We start from the raw sequence: 23,546 nt of genomic DNA, 5'->3' as shown, positions 1-23,546 counted from the left end.
TCCCGCCGTCGTCCGTTCACTTTGGAGCAAGCTCCTTATCAGTGCCAGAGTCCCAGGGCGAACTCTGCGATTACCGTGGAGAGGAGGAAGGACGCCGTGATGGCCACGAGCCCCACGGGGATGATCTTCCAGCCGATGTTCTTCAGCAGCGGAATGTCCTTGCCCAGCGACAGGCCGGCGAGCGTCAGCATCACGGTGGCGATGGACAGGAAGTCCACGGTCTTGATGGCGGCCGTCAGGGGCCCCGCGGCGAAGAACCATGGGCTCGAAACGTACGCGCCGATGGTGGTGATGTACACGATGGCCGAAATCTTGCGGGTGACCTTCGCCAGCCCGATGCTGAGCAGGACCAGGGCCAGCATGATGCCGTACCCGGCCACAATGGACAGGCTGAACCCCTTCGCCGCCACCGACGCCGTGCCGATCCCCAGGACCGTCAGGACTGACAACGAGAGCCAGAGGGGCAACCTGATGGCCGCCGACGACTCTGCAACGCGCTCGCGGAACAGCCGGTTCTCCTCCGCCTGGGCAGCTTCCCGGTCAATGTCGGCAGCCGAACGTTCGGCAGGCGCTCCGGCCGTCACGGCAGCGGCTTCGCGCGCCGTCTGTTTGCGGGTAAGGGCTTTGTAGAACTTGTCGGCCAGCGGCAGCGCGATGTAGATGCCTACGTAGACGCCCAGGACGGTGGTGATCAGGTTGGACACGGCCGCCATGCCCAGGATGGCTTCCTGGTCAGCCGGGTAGGCGGCCACGATGCTGGCCGCGGAGGCCGCCATCATGGAACCGGATCCCACGCCGGCGCCCATGGCCAGAGCCAGGGGATCGAAGATCTTCCAGTTGGCCACCAAGGAAGTCAGGAGCGTGATGAACACCGCGCCGAACAGCGTCCCGAAGACGTACATGGCCAGCACACCGCGGTACTGGTCCGAGTCCGGGCCGTATTTCTCGGAAACCATGGCGAAGGACGGCTCGCGGTCCAGCGAGAACGTGGCGCCCACGGTCGCTTTGCCCATCCGGAGCAGGACGGCCAGGGGGAGCGCCAGCACGATGGTGCCCAGCAGGTGGCCCACCTCCTGGAGGAGCAACGCCGGACCCGCCTTAAGCAGGGTGGGCAGGCTGGGCCCGATGTTGAAGGCCAGCCGGGCCACCAGCAGCAGCACGGCGACGCCCACCAGGGCGGCCGCAACGCGCTGCAGGTCCAGGCCAAGCGGCTTGAACTTCTGGACCGACACCAGCAGGCCCAGAATGAGGCCCCACACCATGGGGAAGATGATGATCGAGCCGATCCCGACGTCGATCTTGGCCTGCCCGATGAACTGGACCGCCAGCGCAATGACGAAGGCCAGGGCGGCAATCGGGAGGGTCAGCTTGGTGCCGGCCTTGTCCGTCCGCGCCGTTCTAGTAGTGCTGCTCATGATGTGCCTTCCTGGGTGAAAGTACGACGGCGGTATGCCGCTTTGGTGAAGCGTTCCCGTTCTGCGGGTGTTGAGGCTGCCGCGGCGACGGTCCAGGCCAGCGCGGTGGCGGCCTCGAACATCACCCCGTACGCCTCCGGAGTGTTCGCCAGTGCGGCGAACGCGTGGGAGTGGATGGGGACATCGGCGCCCGGAATGCTGAGCCACGGATGCAGGGACGGGATGACCTGGGAAATGTTGCCCATGTCCGTGGAGCCTCCGCTGAGGCCGGACGAGCGGGAGGTGTCCTTGCCGAACGCGTGCATGGCATCGGTCCAGTGCGCGGCGAGGGCGTCGTCCTGGAGCAGCGGCTCATAGAGCGGTTCGGTGGCCTCGATGGCGAGCGTGGTTCCGGTGGCCAGCGCCGCCCCTTCGAAGCAGCGGCGGACCCGCTCCAGCAGCGCCTCGTATTCCGGCAGCGTGAACGCCCGGCACTCGAACTGCACCACCGCCCGTTCCGGAATGATGTTGGTGACGTGTCCGGCCTCGGCCACGAAGCAGGCGATGCGGTGGTCCGCCGGGATCTGCTGGCGGAGCAGACCGATGGCCACCTGGCTAAGCACGGCGGCATCCGCTGCATTGATGCCCTGATGCGGGGCTGCCGCAGCGTGCGCGGCCTTTCCCGTGAAAGTTGCCTTGTACCGTCCCACGGCCTGGGCGCTGGTGCCTGCCGGGTTGTAGGTGAGCCCGTCCTGGACGGGATGGACCATCAAAGCCAGCCCCACGCCGTCGAACGCTCCCTGTTCCAGCATGAGCACCTTGCCGCCGCCGTGCTCCTCGGCCGGCGTGCCGATGGCCTTCAGCGTGATGCCCAGCTCGTCCGCGTAGGGACGCAGGGCAAGGGCTGCAGCCACCGAGGCGCCTGCGATCAGGTTGTGCCCGCACGCGTGCCCAATGTCCGGGAGGGCATCATATTCCACGCACAGCGCCACGGTCAGCCCGCCGCTGCCGGCGCTCGCGGTGAATGCCGTGGGCAGCCCACCGGTGCCGCGTTCCACCTCGAAGCCGCCCTCCTCCAACAGCTTTGCGATCGCTTCAGCCGAGCGGACCTCCTCGAAGGAGATTTCCTTGTGGGCGTGGATTTCCTGCGCCAGCGCCTGGACTTGGGGTTTCCAGCGTTCGACGGCGTCCGCAACTGCCGTGCGGAGCGTCGCCGAGGCGGTGGAGTTTGTGGTTTCCATGAGTCTCCTAGTAGGACAGCGACGGGAAGGGAGAGCCCGCTGCGCGGGTGGGAACCCAGATGGCCTTGGTCTGGGTGTATTCGTCCAGCACGCCGGGGCCGGAGGAGCGGCCGTGGCCGGAATCGCCGAATCCGCCGAACGGGACTGCCACGTGGATGGTCTTGTAGGAGTTGATCCAGAACGTGCCGGCCTTCACCTCGCGGGCAACGTGGTGGGCGCGGGACACGTCCGAGGTCCAGACGGCACCGGCCAGGCCGAAGTTGGTGTTGTTGGCCCGGGCGATGGCTTCGGCTTCGGTGTCGAACGCGTCCGCGCCCACGACGGGACCGAAGACTTCGGTGGTTTCGAGCCGGTTCGCGGGGGTGACGCCGTCCAGAAGGGTGGGCATGACCCAGTGGCCGCCGGCCAGGTCGGACCCGGCCAGCGCCTCCGGAAGCGTGGCCCCGGTAACCCGGCGGCCGCCGTCGTGCATTCCGGCCTCGATGAGCGAGGTGACTGTGGCGAACTGCTGGGCGGTGATGATGGGACCCACCTCGGTGTCCGGGCTCAGGGGATCGCCGACGCGCAGCCGCGCGGCCTTCGCGGCCACCAGCTCGACAAACCGGGCGTGCACGCTGCGCTCCACCAGGAGCCGGGACCCGGCGACGCAGGACTGGCCGGCACCGGAGAAGATGGCGGAGATGGCGCCGTCCGCGGCGCGGTCCAGGTCGGCGTCGGCGAACACGATGTTGGCGCTCTTGCCGCCGAGTTCCAGCAGAGCGGGGATCCCGGCCTGCGCGGCAGCGACGGCCACGCGGCGGCCGGTGGGGACGGAACCGATGAAGCTGACTTTGCCCACGCGCCGGTCGGTGGTGAGGGTGGCGCCGACGGTCTGTCCCAGCCCGGCGGCGACGTTGAAGACGCCTGCCGGAAGTCCGGCTTCGTGGGCGATCTGGGCGAGCCGGACCGACGAGGCCGGGGTGAACTCGCTGGGCTTGATGATCACGGCGTTGCCGGCCGCGAGCGGTGCTGCGGAGTTCCAGCCGGCGGTGAACAGGGGAGCGTTCCACGGCGTGATGGCCACAACCACGCCCCAAGGCACGCGCTCGGTGTAGGTGTGCCAGTTGCCGGGGACGGGGATGGTCTGACCGGTCAGCTTGTCCGCCCAGCCGGCGTAGTAGCCGAACATTTCGGCCACCTTGGCGGCTTCCACCCGGGCGTCGCGGATGGGCTTGCCGGTGGTGGCGGACTCGAGCATGGCCAGCTCTTCGGCGTGCCGTTCGACGGCGGTGCTGACGTTGCGGAGGATGGCTGCCCGCTCGAAACCGTTCAGGGCGCCCCAAACCGTTGCGCCCGCCGTCGAGCTTTCCAGGATGGCGTTGGCGCCCTCGGTGCCGGGGTCCGCGTAGGTGGCAAAAGGTTCACCGGTGGCAGCGGCGGTGAGCCTGATGCTCTCGCCGCTTCCGGTGACGACTTTGCCGTCAAGGAAGGCGCCGAAGCCGTTCGGGAAGGCGGCGTCAAGGACGGCGCGGGCAGTGGCTGCCGAGGAGGTGGTGGGTGCTGTGGTGATGCTCAATGTGGTGTTCCTTTGGGGCTGAGGGCTGGAGGGGTTCAGGCGACGGCGGCCGTGCCGGGTGCGCCGGCGGGGGTGATGGCGGGGGCGACGGTCCTGGCGATTTCGGTGAAGTCCGCGCGCGGTCCGAGGGCGGCCAAGGCGTCCTGCCACTGGCTGGCGACGGCTCCCAGCAAGGACGGGTTTTCGCCGATCTGCCTGGCGACGTCCACTGCAAGGGCGGCATCCCTGGCCATCAGGCCGAGGGAAAACCCTGAATCGTGCGTGCCGGTCAGCACCCAGTTGGGGTACATGTTGGCGGAGACTTTGCTGCCGCCGGAGGCTTCGCTGATGCTGGCCGCCGCCGTGGCGGGATCGATGCCGTAGGCCTTGGCGACGCCGAGGGCCTCGCCGACCGAGACCAGGTTGGCCGCGGCCAGGACGTTGTTGAGGAGCTTGACCACGTTGCCGCTGCCGGGGCCGCCGATGTGGCTGAACTTGCCGCCGGTGAGGGCGAGCAGGACGGGCTCGGCAGCTTGGAGGGCGGCATCCGTTGCTCCGACGAAGGCACTCAGGGATCCGGCTGCGGCGCCGTCGCGACCGCCGGAAACCGGGGCATCCACGAAGGCCGCGCCCTGTTTTTCGGCAAGGTCGGCCATCTGTTTGCTGGTGGCGGGCTCGGAGGTGGTGGTGTCGATGATTGCGACCGTTCCCGGCTTTGCCAGGAGTTGGGGAACGGTGGCTTCCACGATGCTGGCTGCCGGCAGGGAGAGGACGGCGTAGGGGGTTCCGGCGACGTCCTCCAGGCTCGCGGTGGTGGCGATGCCGGCGGCCGAGGCGGCGGCCCGGGCTGCCTCGGAAGGGTCGAATCCGGTGACGGCCCAGCCGGTTTTGTGCAGCGTGGCGGCCATTGCTCCACCCATGGCTCCAAGGCCAATGACGGCTATGCGGCGGTCTGTGCTGGTGTTCATGAACTGCTCCTGGAATATGCGTGTGGAGGTGTGTCGTGCGTGCGTGGAATGTTTGGTGCCAAGGGCATGCGGTCAGTCGAGGTAGATGTCCAGGTCTTTCCACAGCTGCTGGGTGCGGCGGATGGCGGCGCGGCTTCGTTCGGGATGTGCCGCCTCCATGCCCGCGAGCAGCCCGTAGACCACCGAATTTGCCGCGGTCACCGACTGGAAGAAGGAGATGCCTTCGGAGGCCACAATGAGTAGGTGGTCAGCAGCGGCGGCAAGGCGGCCGCGGCGCATGTCGCTGATGGCAATGACCGTGGCGCCTGCTAGTTTGGCGGCTTCGGCGGTGACGATGATCTGCCGAATGGAGCGCCACATGTTGATGACTACCAGGACATCGCCTGCACCAAGGGTGTTGGTGCTGGAAGCCAGGTGGACGCCGCCACGGTTCTCCAGGGCGATGGGGTAGCCCATGGTGGAACCCAGGTGAGCCATCACACTGGCGGGCCCGGCGAAGGATCCAAGCCCGACGACGGTGATGGACTTGGCAGCGGCCATGGCCGCAATGGCGGCCTCGGCGTCGTCTCCTGTGTTGGAGTCCAGGGTCAGGCGCAAGTTCTCGATGTCATGGTTGAGCGCGTCATGGAGCGGGCTGCGGTGTTCGCCGTGTTCCGTCAGGGTGTCCTCGGTGGAGATCATCACGAGGTACCGCGAGCGTAGTTCCCGCTGGAGATCGGGCCAGCCGCGGTATCCCAGATGCTGGGCTGTGCGGACCACCGTGGAGTTGTTGACGTCTGCCCGCTGGGCAATCTCGGCAATGTCGGCGTACGAGGAGAGCTGCGGATTGCGGGTGATGACATCCACTACCCGGCTCTGGGCTTTGGACAGCGGCACGTCCGGAAGGGCGTCGCCGAGCCATGCCGGGGAAACACTTCCGGAGCCCGGGGCGCCGGCGGCGCCAGCATCAAAATCGACCGCATTGGTGTTCAAGTCCGGACCTCTTCTGTAATGCACATCACTCTGCAAGGCTGATTGCATAAAATCTACTATGCAATTCTGTTTGCGAAAAGGTTTTTTGGTTTCCGGCTTGTAAAACCTCATTGTGGTCAGCGCCTAACAGGGTCACGATGAGCGTATGGATGCTGAAACACCTCAGGTTGAGGACACGAAGGACATGGAGTTGAGCCTTCCCGAGGCTTTCCTTCTTTTGGCGACGAACGACGCGGACGGCGATCCCGAAGTGCCGGCCTACATTCTCAGGACCACGTTGGCGGGCGCAATACTGGCCGAACTGGAAGTCGTCGGCGCGGTCGGGCTGCAGGGGAAGCACGTCGGCGCTACCGGCGCCGCGCTGCAAACGGACTTCGAACACCAGTTGGAGCTCATCCGTCACAAGTCCCGGCCGCACACTCCCAAGCGGTGGGTCTCCATGCTCGAAGGCCGCGCGGAAGTGCAGCGCGTGTACGAGGGGATGGCCTCCCGTGGCATCGTCGATCACGTTGGCGAAAAGCACCTGGGCGTGTTCACGACCGTGCGGTATCCGGAGAAAGACCACGCTCCTGAGGCGGCCATCCGGCAGAAGGTCCAGGCCGCCCTCGGACTTAAGCCGTCAGTTGCAACGCCGCCCGAGACCGAGGCGCCCGAAGTGGAGCCCGCAGACTCGAAACCTACGGATGCGAGGACCGCGGCCCTTATCGCCCTGCTTGAAGCGGCCGGGCTGCTCGACAGAATGTTTCCGGAGGCTGACCGGGACCTGCCCAGAAGCCTGGCAAAGGACTACTGGCCGGCCCGGGCTGTGGCGGACGAACTGCGCATGATCAGGATGGCGGAGGCAGAAGCAATGACCTAGGTCCGCCCTACCCGCCGGCGGGCTGGAACAGCTCCACCACGTTGCCGGCCGGATCCACCAGCAGGATCTGCTGACCGCCCGGGCCTTTGACGATGTCGTTTCGGAACGTGACGCCCGCGGCGCGCAGCCGGTCCACTTCGGCCGCGATGTCGCCCACGATGAGGTGGATCCGGTTCCATCCGCCGGGTGCCGGCACGGCTCCGTCCGGCATCGGCCGGCCTGCCGAACTGGCCGGCCCGCTCAGCAGGAGCCTCAGCTGGCCCCGGGCGACGTCGGCGAACGCCGGTGCGGCGCTCATCCTGAGGGTGAATCCGAGGTGCTTGGTGTAGAAGTCGACCGCCGCCTCGACGTCGTCAACCATGTACCGGACGCTGACCATGTCCGAGTTGTCGTTGGGCATTTTCTGGCTCCTTCGCGAAGTGGCCCCCTTCCACCATTGTTCGGCAGCCGGTTGGTTGGCGCTACCCAGGCGCGGTGCGTTGTGGTGCGGAAAACCAGTCGGGCTCCGTGGCGCCGTGCGGCGTGTCATAGACCGATCCACAGACGGGCATAGACTTGTAGCGTTTCCGCAGGAATCGCGGACCTGTGAGATCCCACTGGAGGCATCATGGCCGAGAATGAGGCCCGCAAGACAACCATCGAGGACGTCGCCCGGGCGGCCGGAGTCTCCAGGGCTGCCGTCTCCAAAGTTCTGCGCAATGCCTACGGCGTGAGTCCCGCAATGAAGCTCCGCGTGGACAAGGCCATCGAGGAACTCAACTATCGGCCGAGCGTCGCCGCCCGGGCCATGCGCGGGTCGAGCTACACGCTGGGCATCGAGATTCCGGACTTCGGGAACCAGTTTTTTACCAGGGTCCTGAGGGGTGCCTCCCGGGCGCTCGCCGGCACCAACTACCAGTTGATCATTGCTCCCGCCGAAGAAGGAATGAGGCAGGGGTACCGTGCCATTGAGGCGCTGCTGGACCAGCGGGTTGACGGGCTCATCGCCGTCTCGCCGCTGGTCAGCCAGGAGTGGCTTGAACGCGCGGCCGTGCAGACTCCCATCGTGATGTTCGGCCGTCACGATGAGTCGCCCTACTACGACACGGTCGCGGGTGACGACTCGGCAGGGACGGCGGCCCTGATGCAGCATTTGTTCGACCTTGGCCACCAGCGCATCGCGCACCTGACGATCAACGCCCTCTCCAGCGCGGCCCGGTCGCCCCATGACATCAGGCTCACCACCTACGAGAAGTGCATGGTGGACGCCGGCCTGGCCGGCAACATCCGCGTGATCCGCTGCGGTGAAGGATTGGATCCGTCCTATGAGGCGGCCAGGGACATGCTGGACGAGGGACCGGCCCCGACGGCGATCGTGGCCGGCCATGACGAGCTGGCCCTCGGCGCCCTTCGCGCAGTGATGGAACGGGGCCTGCCCATCTCGGTTGCCGGGTACGACGACGTTCCGCTCGCAGGGCACCCCCTGGTGTCGCTCACATCCGTCAGTCAGCCGGGTGAAGACATGGGGGCGCGGGCCGTGGAAATGCTCCTGGAGCGGCTGGCCGGACGGGACGTCGCTGAGCATGAGACGTACGCGCCCGAGTTGCGGCCCCGGAAAACCACGTATCCACCTGCCAGGGAGTCCTGACAGCGGGCCCGCCTACGCCACGGAACCGGACGGGTGGATGGTCCACCCGCCCGTCGTCACGGAATGCGTCACCAGGCACGGGCCGGCGGCACGGTGGCCCGCCATGGCGAGGGTAGTTCCCGCCGGCACGTCCACATGCGTCACGGCCGGATCAGCGTGGATGGTGATTTCACCCTGGGGGACCGGGATCACGGCCGCCGCCCACGCAAGGGATCCCAGCGCGGGCCGGACGCGGAACTCAGCCCAGCCGTCTTCCGTGGGTTCGGCTCCCAGCACAATTTGCGGAAGCAGCGCGGCAGGCCCTGAACTCCAGGCATGGCAGAGGCTCTTGCCGAAGGGCCGCCCATACATTTCGTAGCTGCCCTCGCCCGGTGAGGCGAACTCCTCCCAAAAGCTGCGGGCACCGGCGTCGAGCATTCCTCCCCAGAGCTCCCGAACGCGGGCGACGGCGGTCTCGGCTTCCCCGGTCATCGCCAATGCGCGCAGCGCAAAGCTGGTCATGAAGGGTGTCCCGGCCCGGTGGGTGCCCAGAAGCGAGGCACGAACTCCCGCTCCGGGCCTGCCCTGTGAGAGTCCGCTCAGGACGGCAAGCATGTTGGCATACGGGGAGGAGATCGAATCCCCGTCGAAATATTCGCGCCACCCCTGGGCATCTTCGTCCCATGCGTGCTCCATGAGGGTCTCACGCAGCGTCTCGGCGAGGGCCGCCCAGCGGCGGCTGCCGTCATGTCCGGCTAGGGCAAGGACATCTGCGGCACTCCGGAGTGCCCAGAACCACAGCACCTGGAGGGGAGTGAAGGTCCGTCCAGGCTCAATCGAGACGCCCCAGTCGATGAACACGCCGCCGTCGGACGAGTCGGCGAACGAGTCAGGCTCGTCGCCCGGACGGAAAATCCCGTCCTTGCCACAATGCCCCGCCAGGTACTCGGTGAAACGGTGGATTTGATGCTTCTCCCTCGCCACATACTCGGCGTCGCCGAAGAACCTTACGTACGAAGCTGTATTGATCAGCCACCACAGGGAGTAGTCGGAGATGCCGTTGATGAATCCGTGCCGCGGCTGGCCCAAAGCCACCAGTCCGTCCCGGACTATCCCGGCGTCGGCAAAGGCGTATGCGTTGGAGAGCGTGTTGAGGGCCTGATCGCCCATCCACGGCATCCGGTCGCGCTTGATGCCGTCCAACATCAGTCCGTTCATGCAGAGCCGGAGGGTGTAGGCGCTGACATCCCAGATGCGATTGATCTTTTCGTCTGAACAGACAAACGCGCCGCGGTGCGGGACAGGGTGGGCTGATGCCTCGACCGTGACGTCGTGCACCGTTGCGCCACGGACAACGACGTGGCGGAAGCCGAGTTCATGGACCGTCGTCCAGCGCCCGTCCGCCAGCTGAACCACGTCGCGCCGGGATTCGCTGTCCGCGTCCGGTGACAGGGCCTCCTCGACCGATTCGCCGGTGGAAATCCCTGGCACACCCTCGCAGCGGACAACAGGGCGTCCGAGCACCGGAGCGCTGAGGGAAAAGAGGTTCCAGTCCCCGCCGGAACCGGCCGGGTGCGGCCGCACTTCCGCCACGGGCGCGTGTTCGAGGTGCGGCGGAACACCCGCACCTCCCGGGCGTTCGACGGCGGGACTCCAGTGTTGTGCCTCGTCGGCGCCGTTCCTATGCCCGGTTTGCGCTTCCCACCGAGCTGCCGGGGGCAGCAGATGGCCGTCCAGCACGGCGAAGGTTGCAGGCTGTCCTTCGCGGGCCTGCACCTTCACCAGCAGCCGTCGTGAGCCGGCAGGCAAACGAACGGAGGAGTCACCCTCGGCGGTCCTCGCTGTGGAGGCAAGCTCTCCGTCGACCACGCAGGCGAGCGCGTCGTTGCTCCGCAGGATCATGGTGCCCTCGGCACCGCATAACGGTGTGCGGAAGAGCGCCTGGTGGTGGATCAGGCCGTAATTCCGCGCGTAGTGGACGTGCTTGTTGGCAGCGAAGCCGTCGTGAACGAGCCGGTCGAGGAGGCCCAGCTCGTACTGGCCGCGGACGTAAAGCCATGCGGTGCCGGGGCCCGCGTTGGGCGAGGGAGCATCCGGAAGCGCGTCGACGGAACCAGCGCGTGCGGCTGCCCTGACATCCGCTGCGGAGAGTGGGCGGAAGGAATGCAGCGTCAGCGGTTCGGTCATCCTGGGTTCTCCTCCTGGGAGCTCGCTCCGGGCTACTAAACGATGACCCGGGACAAACGTAGAGCGATCTACGCTATAGTCGAGGCAGTCCGGCAGGCAAGGGGGGCATCCACTTTTTGAATGATCCGCCACAGCCCTTGCGTCTCAAATGTGATCTGGCTAATATCAAATGTAGATCGCTCTACACAGTCGATATCCGGCTGGAGCGAAGGCCAGAAGGTTTGAAACGTTCCACAAGGCGGCAGTGAAGCCGCCTCGAACCCAGGAGATACGAATGAAGAGCTTTACTCGGCGCTTGGCGCCAGCGGCCGCCGGGGCTATGGCCCTGGGACTGGCACTCACTGGCTGCTCCGGCAGCAGCGGGAACGCCAACCAGACCACCATCACGTGGCTGGTGGACAACGGCGAGAGCACCGTCTCAGCCGCAGAACAGATCGTTGAGGACTTTCAGGCGGCCAACCCCGGCATCAAAGTGGATCTGGAGACCCGGCCGCAGGGCGGAGACGGGGACAACCTGATAAAGACCCGCCTTTCCACCGGCGACATGACGGACGTGTTCTCCTACAACACCGGCTCGCTGTTCCAGCAGATCAGCCCGCAGCAGAACCTCACCCCCATCACCAACGAGCCGTACATTGCCAAGGTGTCCGAGACGTTCAAACCGACCGTAACGGCGGGCAGCGACATCTATGGCGTTCCGGTCGGAACCGGCTTTGCGGGTGCCGTGCTGTACAACAAGAAGGTCTACGAGAAGCTCGGACTGTCCGTTCCGAAGACCTGGGACCAGTTCATGGAGAACAGCCGGAAAATCAAGGACTCCGGTGTCGCTCCGATCCTGCAGAGCTACCAGGCCACCTGGTCGTCCCAGCTGTTTGTCCTCGGCGATTTCGCCAACGTAGCCAAGGCTTCGCCGAACTTCGCCACTGACTACACAGCCAACAAGACCAAGTACTCCACTGATCCGGCAGCCTTCAAGGGCTTCCAGCACCAGGAGGAGGCAGCGAAGGCGGGCCTGTTCAACGAGGACTTCGCCTCGACCACGTATGAGGAGGCGCTGCAGAAGCTCGTGGACGGCGAAGGGGCGCAGTACCCGATCCTCAGCAGCTCCCTGACGGCGATCCAGCTCACCTTCCCGGAAAAGATCAATGACATCGGATTGTTTCCGCTTCCCGGCGACGACGCCTCCAAGAACGCCCTGACCGTGTGGCTGCCCGGCGGTGCCTACACGCCGAAGACCAGCAAGCATCCCGAGGAAGCCAAGAAACTGCTGGCCTTCATTGCCAGCAAGGCGGGCTGCGACGCGGTGACGAAGGCGGTTGGCGTCAGCGGACCGTATCTCGTGGACGACTGCGAACTTCCGGCTGAAGTACCCGCTGCGGTCAAGGACATGCTTCCGTACTTCGAGGACCCGGCGAAGAACAGCCCTGCCCTCGAGTTCCTTTCTCCCGTCAAGGGCCCCTCGCTTGAGCAGATCACCGTTGAGGTCGGTTCCGGTATCCGTTCCGCGAAGGACGGCGCTGCCCTCTATGACGAGGACGTCACCAAGCAGGCCAAGCAGTTGAACCTGCCCGGCTGGAACTGATCCCAGGACCCCCTGCCGTCCGGGCCGCCACCCGGCCCGGACGGCGATCGGAGACTCACCACCATGACTACACATACGACCATGACGACGCCCAGCGTCCGTCCGCGCCAAATCACCGACGCCCCCCGGCGTCGTCCGGGCCGATCGGCTTATCCGTACTGGTTCTACCTCCCGGCAGCGGTGATCTACACCGTCCTGTTCCTTGTCCCCACCGTGGCGTCGTTCTTCTTCAGCTTCACCCGCTGGTCGCTGTTCGATTTCACCTTCATCGGCCTGGACAACTTCGTTCAGTTCTTCAAGGAACCTGCCCTCATCAAGGGACTCGTCAACACCTTCATCTACGGCGTGGTGACTTCGGGACTCAAAGTGGTGCTGGGCATGCTCCTCGGGGTCCTGCTGACGTCGCAGATTATCGCCCGCGGCTTCCTGCGCTCGGTTCTGTTTTTCCCGGTGCTGCTGTCCAGCATTGGCGTCGGCATGGTCTTCACGGTGCTCATGGACCCGAACAATGGCCTGATCAACGATGCGCTGGCCCTCTTCGGTATCGACGGGCCCAAATGGCTCACCGATCCGGCCTGGGCCCTGATGTCCGTGGCGCTGGTGGACGTCTGGAAAGGCGTTGGCCTGGCCACTGTCATTTACATCGCCGGCATCGTTTCGATTCCCGCCGAGTACTTCGAAGCAGCCAAGGTGGACGGGGCGAGCTCCTTCAAGAGCTTCTGGAACATCACACTGCCCCTGGCCCGTCCCGCCACGGCAACGGTGATCATCCTGTCCCTGATCGGGGGCCTGCGCTCGTTTGACCTCATCTGGGCCATGACGAAGGGTGGTCCGGGCTTCACGTCCGACGTCATCGCGTCCGTCATCTACAAGCAGTACCAGGCCGGGTTCTACGGCCTCTCCACGGCCGGCAACGTGGTGCTCTTCCTTATCGTCACGGCGATCGTCGTGCCCCTCTCCATGTTCCTGAACCGCAAGGAGGTCGAACAGTGACCGCCATCAAACGCTATGCCGCGGGGATCCTCGCCATTGGTGTCTCACTCATCGTTTTCGTTGTCCCGCTCCTCTTCATGGTGCTCACGGCGCTGAAGGACCGGCGAGAAGCGTCAAAACTCGAGTTCACCTGGCCCACGCAGATCCATTTCTGGGAAAACTTCCAGGAGGTTGTGTCCAAACGCAACTTCATGCTCGTTACGGCGTTCATCAACAGCACCATCCTGACCGTTGTCAGTGTTGCGGTGCTGGTGGTGCTGGCCGCGATGGTGGCCTGGGTCCTGCAGCGACGCAAGTCGCGCTGGAACGGGGTAGTGAACTTCCTGATCCTGTCCGGCCTCATCATCCCGCCCGCCGTCGTGCCCACCATCTGGGTGCTGCAGTCCCTCGGCCTGTTCAAGACCCTCCCGGGCCTGATCCTGATCGAGGTGGCGTTCGGTCTGTCCTTCTGCGTGATGCTGTTCCGTGCCTTCATCGCCGGCATCCCCAAGGAACTGGACGAAGCCGCCGTGATTGACGGGTGCGGTCCGGTCCGCCTGTTCTTCCGTGTGATCTTCCCGCTGCTGCGCTCGGTCATGGTCACGGTGATCGTGGTGCAGTCGGTGGCCGTCTTCAACGACTTCCAGCACCCGCTGTACTTCCTTCCCGGAGATGCGAATGCCACCGTGCAGCTGACCCTGTTCAACTTCCAGAGCCAGTTCGCCACAAGCTACAACCTGCTGTTCATGAACATCCTGCTTATCACCATCCCGCCCCTGATCATGTACATGTTCTTCAACCGCCAGATCGTTGCCGGCATGACCGCCGGCGCGGTCAAGGGCTGAATGTGCGTCACGACTTTTCCCCTAGGAGCTCCATGACTGCCCCCGTGCAGGCCGAAGTATTCATCCAGCCCATCACTTTTGAACACCTGCCCGGAGCCCTTGGCATCGGCACGGCAACGCCCCGTCTCTCCTGGAAAGCCAGCGCCCCTGCCGGCTGGCAACAGGCCGCCTACCAGTTGTCCATTCAAACCGGCGGGACCGTATGGACCGGCGAGCAGACGGCGTCGACAGAATCCGTTCTCCTCGACTGGCCGGCCGCGCCCCTGTCCTCCGGCGTCAAGGCGGAGGTCCGCGTCCGCGTCTGGGGCGACGCAAACGGCGAGCCGAGCGCCTGGAGCGAAGCAGCCGTCGTCGAAACGGGCCTTCTGCGGCCTGCCGACTGGACCGCCGTCGCAGTCGCGCCGGACTGGGACGAAGACCCGGATTCCGACCGCCGCCCGCCGCTCCTTCGCCGTGGGTTCCGTCTGGCGCGGCCCGTGGCATCGGCCCGGCTCTACGTCACCGCCCACGGTCTGTATGAAGTGGAAATCAACGGGCAACGCGTCGGCAACGATGCACTGTCGCCGGGGTGGACCGTCTATGGTCAGCGCCTCCGCTACTACACCTATGACGTGACTGAACAGCTCGCTGAAGGAGACAACGCGATCGGTGCGTGGCTGGCCGACGGCTGGTACCGCGGGCGCATCGGCTTCCACGGCGGGCACCGCAACCTTTACGGCGACAAGGCCGCGCTGCTGGCCCAAGTTCACGTGACGCACGACGACGGTTCGGTCACCGTGATAGGTACGGACACGGAGTGGCGGGCTGCCTACGGTCCGATCCGATTCACCGGGCTTTACGAAGGCGAGGAGTACGACGCCCGCGAGCTTCCCGACGGATGGAGCAGGCCGGGCTTTGACGATTCCGAGTGGTCGCAGGTCCGGGCTGTAGCGCGGGACCCGCAAACCCTGGTTGCCCCCGAAGGTCCGCCCGTCCGCTGCACCCAGGAAGTGCGGCCCGTTTCCGTCACCGAAGCGCCCTCCGGCAAACTCATACTGGATTTCGGGCAAAACCTTGTGGGCCGCCTCCGGATCACCGTGGAAGGCGCAGCGGGGCACACTGTGTCGCTGCGCCATGCGGAAGTCCTCCAGGACGGCGAAATCTATACCCGGCCATTGCGCGGGGCCACCGCCACCGACCGCTTCACCCTGGCAGGGGCAGGCACCGAAACGTGGGAGCCCCGTTTCACGATCCACGGCTTCCGCTATGCCGAAGTGGACGGCTGGACCGGAGGCGACCCGCTGGACCGCATCGTGGCACGCGTGTATCACACGGACATGGAACGGACCGGGTGGTTCGAATGCTCAAACCCCGACATCAACCGCCTCCATGAGAACGTCCTGTGGAGCATGCGCGGGAACTTCGTGGACATCCCCACCGACTGCCCCCAGCGTGATGAACGGCTTGGGTGGACAGGGGATATCCAGGTCTTCGCCCCGACAGGAAGCTTCCTCTACGACTGCTCGGGCATGTTGTCGTCCTGGCTCAAGGACCTGGCAGCGGAGCAGCTTGATGACGGAACCGTCCCCTGGTATGTCCCCTTCATCCCCGGCGGGGACTACTGGACTCCGCTGCGGCCGGGGGCAGTATGGGGCGATGTCGCTGTGCTGACCCCGTGGACGCTGTACGAGCGTTTCGGTGACGCGGGCGTGCTGGCCACCCAGTACAAGAGTGCCAAGGACTGGGTGGACCTCGTCGAGCGTCTCGCGGGCCCCGGAAGGCTGTGGGAAAACGGCCAGCAGCTGGGGGACTGGCTGGACCCGACGGCTCCGCCGGAAGACGCCACCCGCGCCATGACCGACCCCTACCTCGTGGCCACCGCATATTTTGCCCGCTCAGCCGAGCACCTGGCCAAGGCCGCCGGGGTCCTGGGCAAGCCCGACGACGAACGCTACTACGCCGCGTTGGCCCGCGACGTTGCCCTGGCATTTTCCAAGGCCTACGTCCACGACGACGGCATCATGGCCTCCGATGCCCAGACGGCTTACGCGCTCGCTTTGGTCTTCGGCCTCATTCAGGATGACACGGCCCGGGCCGCGGCCGGCCGCCGCCTGGGCGAACTCGTACGGAATAACGGACACCGCGTGGGAACCGGATTTGCCGGAACTCCGGTTGTCTCGGAGGCGCTCACGCTCGCAGGAGAGAAGGACGCTGCCTACGGGCTGCTCCTCGAGCGGGAATGTCCCTCGTGGCTCTACCAGCTGGACCAGGGCGGAACCACCATCTGGGAACGCTGGGACTCCATGCTGCCGGACGGAACGGTCCACCCCGGCGAAATGACGTCGTTCAACCACTACGCCCTCGGGGCAGTGGCCGACTGGATGCACCGGGTGGTCGCGGGAATCGCGCCGCTCGAACCGGGGTACAGGCGGATCCTGTTCAAGCCGTTGCCCGGCGGGGGGCTGACGCATGCGTCCGCCCGTCACGAGAGCCCCTATGGACCAGCGGCGATCTCGTGGCGGATTCTCGATGACGGCGCCCTCGAAGCCGAGGTTGTGGTGCCCACAGGCGCAACGGCGAGGCTCGAACTTCCCGGTGCGGAACCCGTGGAGCTCGGGCCGGGCCAGCACACGCGATCGGCACCCCTTTTGGAGGGAAGCCTCCGGCGTTAGGATGCCGTGTGACTTCCACCCACGGCTACGCGGACAACAACGGCCTTCGCATGTACTACGAGGTGCACGGGGAGGCGGTGGCCGGCCAGCCGCCGCTTCTCCTCATCCCGGGCGGCGGCTCCACGATCGGCACCAACTTCGGCGAACTCATCCCGGTGCTGGCCGACCACCGCCAGGTGATTGCCGTCGAGGAGGAGGGCCACGGCCGCACCCGGCCCACCGACCGCCCGCTCACTGCCGAAAACTCCGCCGGCGACATCCTCGCCGTTCTGGAACAGCTCTCCGTTGAAACTGCGGACTTGCTGGGATTCAGCGCAGGCGGGCACACCGCCGTCGCCCTGGCACTCGCGCGTCCCGCCGCTGTCCGGCGCCTGGTCCTCGCCTCCACCTTCGTAAGCCGCGATGCCGTCCCTGCCGAGTTCTGGGACGGCATGGCGAAGGCCACCCTGGACGACATGCCGGACACCTACAAGGACGCCGACCGGCTCCTCAACCCGGAACCCGGCCATCTGGAACGGCTTTTCGAGCTGGACCGCCGGCGCATCCTGGACTTCCCCGGATGGTCGGACCACGAACTGGGCACCGTCACCGCGCCCGCGCTGGTGGTGAGCGGCGACCGGGACATCGTCACCGCCGAGTACGCCGCGCGGATGGCCGGAATGATCCCGGGTGCCAGGCTGCTGGTCGTCCCCGGCGGCCACGGCGACTACCTCGGCGAGCAGGCCGCCAGCGGCGGTGACCTGCGGACGATGCACGCCACAGTCCCGTTATTGCTGCGGTTCCTTAGCGGGTAGGGCCACACATGTCCGTTCGCGCTCACGGATTGTCGAGCGTTATTTCAGTGTGGATGATCACCGCGGTGCACTGGAATTGCGCGCTGCAGGTTTGCAGGTAAACCGACGCTGCGGCGGCACCCTCGTTGAACGCCATCATGGTTGGGACCACCCGGATGGTGACTGTCTGGGTCTGTTTGGTGCAGCTGAGCTGATCGTTCCCGCCGCCGCCTGCGATACGACCGTCGCTGACCCTTTGGGTGATCTGGACAACGGGTATTGCCATGACCAGGGCGGGGTCGGTGTCGCACACGAAGGTGACGGGAACATCCACTGCCGCGCCGTCGGCGACGAGGACTCCCGGGCCCGCGCTCACCAGCGTGGCGGGGGCTGCTTGCGCGGGGGTGGCCATGGCCACGAGGGTGGCGGCAAGAGCGGCGGCGAGGCAGCTTCTGGTGCCTAACATCAGGTTCTCCCTTGAATGGAAGCGTGGCGTCCTGCGTTCCGCATTGTCGGCCAGTGCGGTGACTGGGCGTCTTGTAGGTACGGGGCGAAGCCCCTGACGGCAGCGCCGTTCCGGGCGCCGCCTGATGCGGCCGAAAGTCCGGTTGGCCGTAGATTACCCACTACCCGCCTGCGAGACAACGGTTAACGCAAACGGGCGACGGCGGGAGGTCCCGCCGTCGCCCGTTCCCGGCCTTTAGCCGTGGTTGTACATGATGTGTTTGGTGCGGGAGAAGTCTTCGAGGGCGTAGGCGGAGAGGTCCCGGCCGTAGCCGGAGCCCTTGAAGCCGCCCCAGGGCATTTCGTTGGCGATGACCAGGTGGGAGTTGACCCAGACGGTGCCGAAGTCGAGCCGTCGGGGGACGGAGAGGGCGCGGGCGGCGTTGGTGGACCAGACCGAGGCCGCGAGGCCGTACACGGTTTCGTTGGCGCGGGTGATGGCTTCCTCGTCGGTGCTGAAGGTTTCCACCGATACCACCGGGCCGAAGATTTCGGTGCTGGTGATCGCGGCGCCGGCGGGCACGTTGGTCACCACGGTGGGTTCGATGAAGTAGCCGGGGCCCTCGATGGCGTTGCCGCCGACGGCGATGGTCAGGCCGTCGTTGCGGACGTCCTGGAGGGCGGCGAGGACCCTGTCGTAATGGGCTTTGGAGATCATGGAGCCGATTTCGACGTCGCCCGCGCCGGGGGTGCCGACGGTGATTTCGCTGACCTCCCGGACGAGCAGTTCGGTGAACTTCGCGGCGACTGATTCGTGGACGAGGACCCGGCAGGCGGAGCCGCATTCCTGCCCGCCGTTCCAGAATCCGGCGGAGCGGACGCCTTTGGCGGCGGCTTCGAGGTCGGCGTCGTCGAAGACGACCACGGGTGCTTTGCCGCCGAGTTCCAGGTGGACGCGTTTGACGGTGTTCGCTGCGCTGGCGGCGACTTGCTGGCCGCTGCCGACGCTGCCGGTGATGGCGACGAGGTCCACGTCGGGGTGTTCGGAGATCCGGTGTCCTGTCACGCGGCCGGAGCCGGTGACGATGTTGAGGACACCGGCGGGGATTTCGGCGGCGATGAGTTCGGCGAGTTTGAGCGTGCTCAGGGGTGTCTGCTCGGAGGGTTTGAGGACCAGGGTGTTCCCGGCGCCGAGGATCGGTGCGATTTTCCAGGCGGCCATCAGCAGCGGGTAGTTCCACGGGGTGATGACGCCGACGACTCCGACGGGTTCGCGGAGGATCACGGAGGTGTGGTTTTCCGCGTAGTCGCCCGCGCCGGGGGTGTTGAAAGTGCGGGCGGCGCCGGCGGAGAACCGGAAGGTGTCGATCGCGCTGGAGATGTCGTCTTCGGCCACGGCGGCGGGTTTGCCGGTGTTCGCCGCTTCCAGGGTTTCGAGGAGTCCGCGGTTGGCCTCGATGATGTCCGCGATGCGGAGCAGGACCGCGGAACGGTCCTGGGGAGTCTTTGCTGCCCAGCCGGCCTTGGCCGCGAGGGCAGCCGCGACCGCGGCGTCGACGTCCTCCAGGGACCCGCCCGGGACCTGCATCAGGACCTCTTCGGTGGCCGGGTTCACCACCTCGACCGTTGCGTCCGAGGTAGAGGGGATGAACGCCCCGCCGATGAACTGGCCGAACGGCGGCAGCGACGCCGCGGGCGCGGCTGCCGCCCGGCGGACGGTGAACAATGCTGTGTCTGTGGCGGTCATGGTTTTCCTGGAGTCCTGTCTCTTACTTCTGGTTCAGGGCGGTAAGGGCGTTCTTGACCCGGGCGAGGTCCGCGTCGTTGAGGTCGGCCGTGGGGCGGCGGGGTGAGCCGGCGGGCAGGCCCTGCAGGGTCAGGCCGGCTTTGACGGACGGGATGAACGGGACAGAGAGGAGCGCGTCGATGACGGGGTAGAGCTGCTTCCACAGTTTCAGGGCGCCGGCGAGGTCGCCCTCGGCGATGCGGCGGCTGACGGCGACGATTTCGTTGGGGACGACGTTCGCGGTGCCCGCCATCACGCCGGCGGCGCCTTCGGCCAGGGCGCTGTACAGGTAGGCGTCCCAGCCGATGAAGGTGCCAATGACGTCGCTGTGGTGGTGGATCAGCTGCAGTGCCTGTTCCCAGTTCGCGGACGAGTCCTTGATGTACAGGATGTTCTCCACGTCCTCGGCCAGGGAACGGACGGTGGCCGGGTCCAGGTTGACCCCGGTGACGGCCGGGATGTTGTAGAGCATCACCGGGATGCTCACCGAGCGGGCGACGTCCTTGATGTAGGTGACGGTCTCTTCCAGGGAGAGCGGCTCGTAGTAGGGCGTGATCAGCATCAGCACGTCCACGCCCGCCTTCTCGGCGGCCTGGGAGAGGCGGATGGCTTCGGCGGTGGAGGTGGCGCCGGTGTTGGCGATGACCGGGACACGGCCGGCCGCCTGCTCGATGACCGTGTTGATCAGGAGCAGGCGCTCCTCCGAGGACAAAGCGCCGACCTCGCCGGTCGATCCGGCCGCGACGACGCCGTCCACGCCGGCGTCGATGGAGCGGTCAACGATCCGCCGCAGGGTATCGACGTCGATGGTTTCGTCCTGGTTGAACGGGGTGGACAGAGCGGTGAGGACGCCTTTGAGTTGCGTTGTCATGGTGGGTTGTTCTCCTTGGTGGTGTTGGTTCGAGGGCGGGCGCAGGGGCCGGATCAGGTGCCTGCGGCCAGGCGCAGGGTGGGGGCAGCGGCCCGCTGCTTATCGGTGGCGAGCAGGCTGGCGGCTTCCTGGGCTGCGGAGAAGCCGGTGGTGATGGAGCTTTCGGTGTAGAGGGTGCCGAGGAAGTCGCCGGCCAGGAACACCCGGTCCGTGCCGCGCATGAGCGTGGACTGGAGCTTGGCCCGGCCGGGGAAGCAGTACGGGGACGCGACCTTCCAGCGGTCCGTTTTGGCTTCGACGACGCTGTCGGCGAAGCCGTGGCCGAGGACCTGGTCCAGGTCGGCAAGGTGGGTGGCGATCACTTCCTCATCGCTCTTCTCCAGCAGCGCCTTGCCCAGGGCGGCCGGGGAGAACGTCATAAAGGACCCGCCGGGCTTCCGCACGGATTCGGAACCACGGACGATGCTCGCCTGGTTCAGGGCGATCGCGAACGAACGCTTCGGGGCGGCGATGGCGTAGATGTCATCCCAGGGCTTGGCCGTTGTCTCGTTGGTCAGGAACGCGGTGCTGACGTGCGGGCCGTACTTGATCTGGGACAGGGCGCCGCGCAGGTCTTCCGGGAGGTCCACGCCGATCTTGTGCGAGACATCAGCGGTGGTCGCCAGGACCACGGCGCGGGCCTCGACTTCACGGTCCACACCGCCCTGGCTGTAGCGGACCAGCACGGAGTTCTTCCGGTGGATCACTTCCTGCACCGTGGCGCCGAGCTGGACACGGTCCCCGAGGGCGGCCGCGATGGACTCGGTCAGGGTGGACGGGCCGCCCACGATGCCCTGGCTCAGGCCCTGCCCGATGCCCAGGACCAGGCTGAAGTACCCGATGCCGGCGCCGGCGGAGATCTGGTCCATGTCCCCGGCCGAGCGGGTGACGGTGGTCTTGAACAGTGCCGCCGCGTCCTCGGACAGGTTTCCGGTGAAGTCCTGGAATGAGCTGTCGTTCTCGAAGTCATAGATGCGCTGCTGCCGCATCGCACCGGATTCACCCGAACGCTTCCGCACCACACCGGTGTACTTGGCGACGCCGGCAACGACCTTCATTCCAGCCTTCAGGGTGTCGATCCGCGAGGTCAGGGACATCGGGATGCGGAACGGATAGGTGGCGATGTGCCCTTCGCGGATGAACTTCCCGTTCATGGACAGGGCCTGCAGGGAACCGGGGATCTGGACGGCCGTCACGCCGACTTCATTGAGCAAGGCATCCGTGGAGGAACCGGCCCCGGCGAAGACGTGGCCGCCCCAGTTCAACCAGTACGCGCCCCGCCGCTCCGAGCGGATCCGCCCGCCCACACGCCCGGCTGATTCCAGCACCACGGAATCCCAGTGCCGCAGCCTCCAGGCCGCCGATAGTCCGGCGAGGCCGCCACCGACAATAACTACGTCTTTCATGATTTGGACTTTCTTGTGAGGCTGGTTTGAAGTACTAGTTGGCTGCGCTGTGGCCGAGGGCGACGTTAGCCGTGGCACCGCCGGGGGCATTTCCCGGCAGTGCGGCAGCCTCGCCCAGGGTCATTCCGCGGGTTTCCGGCGCCCAGGCCATGGAGACTCCCATGCCGATCAGCGTGACGATTCCGGCAATGATCATGGTGGTTCCGATGCCGAGCGTGGTCAGGGCCAGCGGGACAAGGTACGTGCCGACGGCAGCGCCGATGCGGCTCAGGGATGAGGCCAAGCCGACGGCGGAGCCGCGCACCTCAGTGGGGAACAGCTCGTTGGGGTAGACCCACTGCATGATCTGCGTGCCGCCGATGAGCAGCGCGTAGGCCGCAAAGAGCGCCATGATGATCCAGGTGTCAGCGTCGGGGAAGATTCCCATGGCGAGGAGGGCCAGGCCGCTCCAGAGGAAGCTGTGGATGATTAGGGGGCGCCGGCCCATCCTGTTGACGAGGAACACGGCCACCAGGCAGCCGACGAGGAACATTACGGTGATGGCCGCGGAGCCTACGTGGGCCAGGTCCTCGCCGAGCTTGAGGGCTTCAAGGATGGCCGGGCCGAAGGCGTAAACAGCGAAGAGCGGGACGATGGAGCAGGTCCAGAAGATGGTGATGAAGGCCATCCGCTTGCCGTAGCCGGACTTCAGGAGCTGGCCGACGCTGACCTTTTCGCCGGACTCTTCAGGCAGGTCCGCGAGGGTGACGTTGGGGCCGTAGACGCGCTTGAGAACCTTGTTGGCTTCCTCAAGCCGGCCGACCTTCACCAGCCAGCGGGGCGACTCGGGGGTGCCCATCCGTAGCAGGACGATGATGAGGGCGGGGACGGCCGAGCTGGCAAGCATCCAGCGCCAGCCGTCTTCAAAGGTGAGCAGGAACTGGCCCACGATGTAGGCGACGGCGGCACCGACGAACCACATGGTGACGAAGGCCCCAAGCAGCGGCCCGCGCCACTTTTTGGGCGTGAATTCCGCCAGCAGGGATGTGGCAATGGGGTAGTCGGCGCCCACGGCGAAGCCGATGAGCAACCGCAGGATGATCAGCCAGAAGGCGTCGTTGACGAAGGCCTGGGCGACGGAGCAAGCGACCAAGGCGATGAGGTCAACGGTAAAGAGCAGGTGCCGGCCGAACTTGTCTGTCAGCCAGCCGCCCAGGAAAGCGCCGAAGAAGATGCCGGCCAGGGCGGCCGCCCCAATCAGGCCTTGTTCCGACGGGGAGAGGTTGAACTTCGTGGTGATCTGGATCATTGCCACGCCGATGATGCTGAGGATGTATCCGTCAACGAACGGGCCGCCTGAGGAGTACAGGGCCAGCTTCTTGTGGAATGACGACAGGGGCGCGTCATCAACTACATGGGACATTGCTTTTCCTTTGC

19 protein-coding genes are annotated in these 23,546 nt (G+C 66.1%); 7 read left to right on the top strand and 12 right to left on the bottom strand.

The features are described from left to right. Window positions 1-38: 38 nt before the first annotated feature. The 5 genes from PV761_RS14660 to PV761_RS14640 form a co-directional block, all read right to left on the bottom strand. Window positions 39-1,415 carry a DUF3100 domain-containing protein gene (locus PV761_RS14660; protein WP_028269783.1) on the bottom strand — a complete coding sequence of 459 codons (1,377 nt, stop codon included), beginning with the start codon at window positions 1,413-1,415 and terminating at the stop codon, window positions 39-41. Then, window positions 1,412-2,635, bottom strand: coding sequence for an amidohydrolase (locus PV761_RS14655; RefSeq protein WP_028269784.1), 1,224 nt, complete (start codon window positions 2,633-2,635; stop codon window positions 1,412-1,414). The genes PV761_RS14660 and PV761_RS14655 overlap by 4 nt, the downstream gene beginning before the upstream one ends. Window positions 2,636-2,642: 7 nt before the next feature. After that, window positions 2,643-4,190, bottom strand: a complete 1,548-nt coding sequence (locus PV761_RS14650) for an aldehyde dehydrogenase family protein (RefSeq protein ID WP_347897793.1) — start codon at window positions 4,188-4,190, stop codon at window positions 2,643-2,645. 35 nt (window positions 4,191-4,225) lie between these two features. After that, window positions 4,226-5,137 (bottom strand): NAD(P)-dependent oxidoreductase, encoded by a 912-nt coding sequence (locus PV761_RS14645; RefSeq protein WP_347897791.1) that lies wholly within the window; start codon window positions 5,135-5,137, stop codon window positions 4,226-4,228. Between the two features lie 72 nt (window positions 5,138-5,209). Further along, a complete protein-coding gene (locus PV761_RS14640; protein ID WP_347897789.1) occupies window positions 5,210-6,109 on the bottom strand; it encodes a MurR/RpiR family transcriptional regulator in 900 nt (299 codons plus the stop codon). Window positions 6,110-6,254: 145 nt separating this feature from the next. Here PV761_RS14640 and PV761_RS14635 point away from each other — a divergent pair, with 145 nt between their 5' ends. After that, complete coding sequence (locus PV761_RS14635) at window positions 6,255-6,968, top strand: GPP34 family phosphoprotein (protein WP_347897787.1); 714 nt, start codon at window positions 6,255-6,257, stop codon at window positions 6,966-6,968. A gap of 7 nt (window positions 6,969-6,975) precedes the next feature. Here the strand turns inward: PV761_RS14635 and PV761_RS14630 are convergent, their stop codons facing one another. Beyond that, entirely contained in the window at window positions 6,976-7,368 is a 393-nt protein-coding gene (locus tag PV761_RS14630; protein WP_028269789.1) for a VOC family protein, read from the bottom strand. A gap of 207 nt (window positions 7,369-7,575) precedes the next feature. Between PV761_RS14630 and PV761_RS14625 the strand changes: the two genes are divergently transcribed. Continuing rightward, entirely contained in the window at window positions 7,576-8,595 is a 1,020-nt protein-coding gene (locus tag PV761_RS14625; protein ID WP_028269790.1) for a LacI family DNA-binding transcriptional regulator, read from the top strand. A gap of 12 nt (window positions 8,596-8,607) precedes the next feature. Here the strand turns inward: PV761_RS14625 and PV761_RS14620 are convergent, their stop codons facing one another. Further along, a complete protein-coding gene (locus tag PV761_RS14620; protein ID WP_347897784.1) occupies window positions 8,608-10,761 on the bottom strand; it encodes a hypothetical protein in 2,154 nt (717 codons plus the stop codon). Between the two features lie 274 nt (window positions 10,762-11,035). Between PV761_RS14620 and PV761_RS14615 the strand changes: the two genes are divergently transcribed. The 5 genes from PV761_RS14615 (at window position 11,036) to PV761_RS14595 (ending at window position 17,605) form a co-directional block, all read left to right on the top strand. After that, window positions 11,036-12,343, top strand: a complete 1,308-nt coding sequence (locus tag PV761_RS14615; protein WP_347897782.1) for an extracellular solute-binding protein — start codon at window positions 11,036-11,038, stop codon at window positions 12,341-12,343. A gap of 81 nt (window positions 12,344-12,424) precedes the next feature. Beyond that, window positions 12,425-13,336: a sugar ABC transporter permease gene (locus tag PV761_RS14610; protein ID WP_347897844.1), complete on the top strand. Its 912-nt coding sequence runs from the start codon at window positions 12,425-12,427 to the stop codon at window positions 13,334-13,336. Continuing rightward, window positions 13,333-14,160 carry a carbohydrate ABC transporter permease gene (locus PV761_RS14605; protein ID WP_347897780.1) on the top strand — a complete coding sequence of 276 codons (828 nt, stop codon included), beginning with the start codon at window positions 13,333-13,335 and terminating at the stop codon, window positions 14,158-14,160. Before PV761_RS14610 ends, PV761_RS14605 begins: the two co-directional genes overlap by 4 nt. Before the next feature lie 32 nt (window positions 14,161-14,192). Then, window positions 14,193-16,811, top strand: a complete 2,619-nt coding sequence (locus tag PV761_RS14600) for a glycoside hydrolase family 78 protein (RefSeq protein ID WP_347897778.1) — start codon at window positions 14,193-14,195, stop codon at window positions 16,809-16,811. 8 nt (window positions 16,812-16,819) lie between these two features. Then, window positions 16,820-17,605, top strand: a complete 786-nt coding sequence (locus tag PV761_RS14595; protein ID WP_347897776.1) for an alpha/beta hydrolase — start codon at window positions 16,820-16,822, stop codon at window positions 17,603-17,605. Between the two features lie 22 nt (window positions 17,606-17,627). On the opposite strand, the gene PV761_RS14590 is transcribed toward PV761_RS14595, so the two are convergent. The 5 genes from PV761_RS14590 to PV761_RS14570 form a co-directional block, all read right to left on the bottom strand. Beyond that, the gene (locus PV761_RS14590) at window positions 17,628-18,050 is read right to left on the bottom strand and encodes a hypothetical protein (protein ID WP_347897774.1); all 423 of its coding nucleotides are present in this window, start codon (window positions 18,048-18,050) and stop codon (window positions 17,628-17,630) included. 234 nt (window positions 18,051-18,284) lie between these two features. Continuing rightward, window positions 18,285-19,775 (bottom strand): aldehyde dehydrogenase family protein, encoded by a 1,491-nt coding sequence (locus PV761_RS14585; protein ID WP_347897772.1) that lies wholly within the window; start codon window positions 19,773-19,775, stop codon window positions 18,285-18,287. A 22-nt stretch (window positions 19,776-19,797) separates the two neighbouring features. Beyond that, the gene (gene dapA / locus PV761_RS14580) at window positions 19,798-20,685 is read right to left on the bottom strand and encodes a 4-hydroxy-tetrahydrodipicolinate synthase (RefSeq protein ID WP_347897770.1); all 888 of its coding nucleotides are present in this window, start codon (window positions 20,683-20,685) and stop codon (window positions 19,798-19,800) included. Between the two features lie 53 nt (window positions 20,686-20,738). After that, window positions 20,739-22,130 carry an FAD-dependent oxidoreductase gene (locus PV761_RS14575; RefSeq protein WP_347897768.1) on the bottom strand — a complete coding sequence of 464 codons (1,392 nt, stop codon included), beginning with the start codon at window positions 22,128-22,130 and terminating at the stop codon, window positions 20,739-20,741. A 34-nt stretch (window positions 22,131-22,164) separates the two neighbouring features. Continuing rightward, a complete protein-coding gene (locus tag PV761_RS14570; RefSeq protein ID WP_347897766.1) occupies window positions 22,165-23,532 on the bottom strand; it encodes an MFS transporter in 1,368 nt (455 codons plus the stop codon). Window positions 23,533-23,546: the final 14 nt, after the last annotated feature.

The organism is Arthrobacter sp. CC3, assembly GCF_039907775.1.
Lineage (GTDB): Bacteria > Actinomycetota > Actinomycetes > Actinomycetales > Micrococcaceae > Arthrobacter.
Note: the sequence above shows the minus strand (reverse complement) of the source record. Positions and strands in the feature narration are given on the sequence as shown.

What these genes read in the sequence shown, in the direction of transcription:
- dapA (WP_347897770.1), bottom strand. Translation starts at nt 20,685, where the DNA reads ATGACAACGCAACTCAAAGGCGTCCTCACCGCTCTGTCCACCCCGTTC.
- PV761_RS14610 (WP_347897844.1), top strand. Translation starts at nt 12,425, where the DNA reads ATGACGACGCCCAGCGTCCGTCCGCGCCAAATCACCGACGCCCCCCGG.
- PV761_RS14630 (WP_028269789.1), bottom strand. Translation starts at nt 7,368, where the DNA reads ATGCCCAACGACAACTCGGACATGGTCAGCGTCCGGTACATGGTTGAC.
- PV761_RS14625 (WP_028269790.1), top strand. Translation starts at nt 7,576, where the DNA reads ATGGCCGAGAATGAGGCCCGCAAGACAACCATCGAGGACGTCGCCCGG.
- PV761_RS14600 (WP_347897778.1), top strand. Translation starts at nt 14,193, where the DNA reads ATGACTGCCCCCGTGCAGGCCGAAGTATTCATCCAGCCCATCACTTTT.
- PV761_RS14575 (WP_347897768.1), bottom strand. Translation starts at nt 22,130, where the DNA reads ATGAAAGACGTAGTTATTGTCGGTGGCGGCCTCGCCGGACTATCGGCG.
- PV761_RS14645 (WP_347897791.1), bottom strand. Translation starts at nt 5,137, where the DNA reads ATGAACACCAGCACAGACCGCCGCATAGCCGTCATTGGCCTTGGAGCC.
- PV761_RS14570 (WP_347897766.1), bottom strand. Translation starts at nt 23,532, where the DNA reads ATGTCCCATGTAGTTGATGACGCGCCCCTGTCGTCATTCCACAAGAAG.
- PV761_RS14635 (WP_347897787.1), top strand. Translation starts at nt 6,255, where the DNA reads ATGGATGCTGAAACACCTCAGGTTGAGGACACGAAGGACATGGAGTTG.
- PV761_RS14585 (WP_347897772.1), bottom strand. Translation starts at nt 19,775, where the DNA reads ATGACCGCCACAGACACAGCATTGTTCACCGTCCGCCGGGCGGCAGCC.
- PV761_RS14590 (WP_347897774.1), bottom strand. Translation starts at nt 18,050, where the DNA reads ATGTTAGGCACCAGAAGCTGCCTCGCCGCCGCTCTTGCCGCCACCCTC.
- PV761_RS14655 (WP_028269784.1), bottom strand. Translation starts at nt 2,635, where the DNA reads ATGGAAACCACAAACTCCACCGCCTCGGCGACGCTCCGCACGGCAGTT.
- PV761_RS14615 (WP_347897782.1), top strand. Translation starts at nt 11,036, where the DNA reads ATGAAGAGCTTTACTCGGCGCTTGGCGCCAGCGGCCGCCGGGGCTATG.
- PV761_RS14660 (WP_028269783.1), bottom strand. Translation starts at nt 1,415, where the DNA reads ATGAGCAGCACTACTAGAACGGCGCGGACGGACAAGGCCGGCACCAAG.
- PV761_RS14620 (WP_347897784.1), bottom strand. Translation starts at nt 10,761, where the DNA reads ATGACCGAACCGCTGACGCTGCATTCCTTCCGCCCACTCTCCGCAGCG.